The following is a 3723-nucleotide window of genomic DNA, read 5'->3' on the forward strand; positions in this document are numbered from 1 at the left end:
CTCTAGTATATCTTCTATTATAGTAATCTATTAAATTATCTCTAGTAAATCCTCCTACACTTTCAGTAGAACCTATAACATTTTTAGAAATATTACCTTTAAATAATTCACTATACATCATATCATATACAATTTTTGCAGTTTCATCATTACTCATATTTATTTCTTCAAATATTATTTCCTTCTCTTTTTTTAACTGTTCTTCAGGAAAAATAGGGTTTACTATCATATCAAACATAATATCTGTTGTTTCTTTTTGTTTAGAAGATAATGAATTAAAATAATATGCTGTAACTTCTTTTGAAGTATACGCATTAAAGTCAGCACCATAAAAATCCATTTCTTCACTTATTTCATAAGATGTTCTTTTTTTAGTTCCTGTAAACATCATGTGTTCTAATAAATGTGAAAGTCCTCTCTCATCATCTCTTTCATTTTTTGACCCAGTATTAAATACTAAACTCAAAGAAAAAGTTCTATCTGTATCTATTTTATTCAAAATTACTTTAATTCCTAAAATATCTAAAATCTTACTCATTTAAACCTCTCTTTTCTATACTTTTAAGTAGACTTCTCTTATATTGTTTTTCTTGATTATATATATTAAAATCATCTAATTTTGTACTTATATAGTCTGGAAATAAATTATTATATGGTCCCAAATATATAGAAATATATTCTATGCTTATACTGTTTTCTAATAAATTTTTCATATTTTCTGATTTTTCTGATGAAAATAAAAGTATTATGAATATCAAAAAAATTATTACACTTGCTTTTATAATCCCAAATACTCCACCTAATAACTTATTAAACAATGATAATATTGAAACATCCATAATCTTAGATAATATACCAATAACTAGAGTAAGTGCTATATATAGAAAAATAAATGCACAAATGTATATTATATACTTATTTATTACATTTTCTTCATCAAGTGAAAATAAAGAAATAACTATATCAGTAAACTTAGGAACTAAATATATTATTAACATAAATTTTATTAAATTAAATGCTTCTTTTACAAATCCCTTTTTCATACCTAAATAAAACATTAATACTATTATAGATATGATAAGTAAATCTAATATCATAAAATCACCCTCCTTTATATACTCTTTCTACTCTATTTGATACAGCACATAACAACTCATAACTTATAGTCCCTATACTTTTTGCAACATCTTTAACCAGTATATTTTCTCCAAATATTTCAACAAAATCTCCGACTTGTATATTTTCATCGCCAAGTACCATAAATTGATCCATACAAATATTCCCTATAATCTTATATTTTCTATTATTAAAATAAACATATCCCTTATTAGATAAAAATCTAAATAATCCATCAGCATACCCCATTGATACTGTAACAATAATATCTCCTTTTTTAGCTTCAAAGGTATTTGAATACCCTATATTCCAATCTTCATTAAGTTTTTTAACAAAACTTACTCTACCTTTTAAAGTCATTACGGGTTTATATTTATTATTCAATTCACCACCATAGGCTAATATTCCTATTCTATATAAATTAAATTCATTAAAATATGAGTTGTAATTTTCTGTTCCAAAACTATTTAAAAAATGCTTATATTTTATATCGTATTTATCAGCTATTTCAATAAATCTTTTATATTGTAATTTAGTAAATTCTTCATTACTATCAGCAGAAGTCAAATGAGAAAATATACCAATAGGTTTTAACATATCTAAAGCTTTTTCTATGTTTTTAGAGTCAAAACCAATTCTTCCCATACCAGTATCATATGCTATATGAAAGTTTCCTTTTATATTTCTACTTAATATATATTCTATTTCTTCAAATCTTGATATAGTTATATCTATATTATTTTTCACAAGAAATTCTATATACTCAAGCTCAACTAAAGATAATATCAGTATTCTAATATTTTCATCTATTTTTCTTATTTCCATTGCTTCTTCTATTGTTGCAACAGCATAAAATTTTATACCATATTTTATTGCAAATTCAACTATTTCTTTAGCTCCCATACCATAAGCATTAGCTTTAACAACTAACATAATTTTTTCTTTATCAATTTTTTCAGTTATTAAATCTAAATTATATTTTAAATTATCAAAATTGACTATAGCCTTAGATCTCATTTTTAATAACTCCTATTATTTTTTCTACTACCTCTTCAAAACTAAGATTATCTGTATCTATTATTTTAGCCCCATCTGCAACTTTTAATGGAGAATGTTCTCTATGACTATCATCATAATCTCTTTTTAATATATCTTCTAAAATTTTTTCATAACTCAAACTTCCATCTTCTAAATATCTTCTATTTGCTCTAACTTCTGGACTAGCTGTTAAATATATTTTAACTTCAGCATTTGGAAAAACCACAGTTCCTATATCTCTACCATCTAGTATTACATCATTATTAGACGATATTTCTCTTTGTAAGTTTACCATATATTCTCTAACGGATTTAATAGAAGATACTTTTGATGCTATTTTAGAAACTTCATTACTTCTTATCTTTTCACTAACATCTTCACCATCTAAAAAGAATTTTTTATTTACTATCTTTAAATCTAAATTTTTTAAAACTTCTTCTATATTCTCTAAATTTAAATTATCTTTAATAACCTTATATCCCAATGTTCTATACATTCCACCCGTATCTAAATGTAATAAACCTAATCTTTTTGCTACAGCTTTTGCAACACTACTTTTACCACTTCCAGATGGTCCATCAATAGCAATTCTCATTATATCTCCTCATAACTCATATTAATTTTATCAATTTTTTTTGCATATCCTGTTTTTTCATCTATTATAACTTCTATAGCATTTATTCTAACATCATCTTCACATACCTTAAGTTGAGTTGGCATACCTGTTTTAAATCTATATAGAACATTTTTTTTATCCATACCTATAACACCGCCATGACCACCTGTCATACCAACATCACTAATATATGCAGTTTTTCCTAAAAGTATCTTATTATCAGCAGTTTGAACATGTGTATGAGTACCATATATAGCAGAAACTTTACCAGCAACATTCCATCCCATCGCAATTTTTTCTGAAGTCACTTCAGCATGGAAATCTATTATTATTATTTCAGCTTTATTCTTTATTTTTTCTAAAAGAATATCTATTGATTTAAAAGGACATTCCATTGTATTTGACATATAAATCTTACCTTGTATACTTATTACACAAATTTTTATTCCATTTTTATTAATTATTGTATAACCCGCTCCCGGAGCTCCTTCATGCATATTATATGGTCTAACTATCCTATTTTCTTTATCAAGATAAGAAAATATATCTCTTTTATCAAATGAATGATTACCTAAAGTTATAACATCCACACCATTTAAAAACATATTTTTGGCAATATTAGGTGTTATCCCATAGCCCTTATCAACATTTTCCCCATTTACTATGATAAAATCATAATCTTCCCCTCTTTTAGCTAAAAATTTGTTTAAAGCATTTTCTCCTGGAAATCCCATAACATCTCCAACCATTAAAAACTTCATAATTCTCCAATCTAAAAATTTAAGCAGTCTATTGACTGCTTATATTTATTTTGCATATTCAGTTGATCTAGTTTCTCTAATAACAGTAACCTTTATTTGTCCTGGATATTGCATTTTTTCTTCTATTTCTTTAACAACTTCTCTTGAAAGTATTACAGCCTGATCATCACTTATTTCTTCTGATTTAACTAT

Annotated in this window: 5 protein-coding genes; all 5 read right to left on the reverse strand. The window is 25.2% G+C overall.

Translation table 11 applies throughout. From position 1 onward, the window contains the following. The coding region (locus tag ACWYO2_RS05245; RefSeq protein WP_455515433.1) for a M16 family metallopeptidase at positions 1-538 on the reverse strand (538 nt) is incomplete at its 3' end. Further along, positions 531-1097, reverse strand: coding sequence for a CvpA family protein (locus tag ACWYO2_RS05250; protein WP_455515434.1), 567 nt, complete (start codon positions 1095-1097; stop codon positions 531-533). The genes ACWYO2_RS05245 and ACWYO2_RS05250, both read right to left, overlap by 8 nt. A 4-nt stretch (positions 1098-1101) precedes the next feature. Continuing rightward, positions 1102-2133 (reverse strand): alanine racemase, encoded by a 1032-nt coding sequence (alr, locus tag ACWYO2_RS05255; protein WP_455515435.1) that lies wholly within the window; start codon positions 2131-2133, stop codon positions 1102-1104. Then, positions 2123-2749, reverse strand: coding sequence for a (d)CMP kinase (gene cmk, locus ACWYO2_RS05260; protein WP_455515436.1), 627 nt, complete (start codon positions 2747-2749; stop codon positions 2123-2125). Before cmk ends, alr begins: the two co-directional genes overlap by 11 nt. After that, positions 2749-3531 (reverse strand): TIGR00282 family metallophosphoesterase, encoded by a 783-nt coding sequence (locus ACWYO2_RS05265; RefSeq protein WP_455515437.1) that lies wholly within the window; start codon positions 3529-3531, stop codon positions 2749-2751. The genes cmk and ACWYO2_RS05265 overlap by 1 nt, the downstream gene beginning before the upstream one ends. Between the last annotated feature and the right edge of the window lie 192 nt (positions 3532-3723).

The organism is Pseudostreptobacillus sp. (assembly GCF_977040545.1).

What these genes read in the sequence shown, in the direction of transcription:
- ACWYO2_RS05250 (WP_455515434.1), bottom strand. Translation starts at nt 1,097, where the DNA reads ATGATATTAGATTTACTTATCATATCTATAATAGTATTAATGTTTTAT.
- alr (WP_455515435.1), bottom strand. Translation starts at nt 2,133, where the DNA reads ATGAGATCTAAGGCTATAGTCAATTTTGATAATTTAAAATATAATTTA.
- cmk (WP_455515436.1), bottom strand. Translation starts at nt 2,749, where the DNA reads ATGAGAATTGCTATTGATGGACCATCTGGAAGTGGTAAAAGTAGTGTT.
- ACWYO2_RS05265 (WP_455515437.1), bottom strand. Translation starts at nt 3,531, where the DNA reads ATGAAGTTTTTAATGGTTGGAGATGTTATGGGATTTCCAGGAGAAAAT.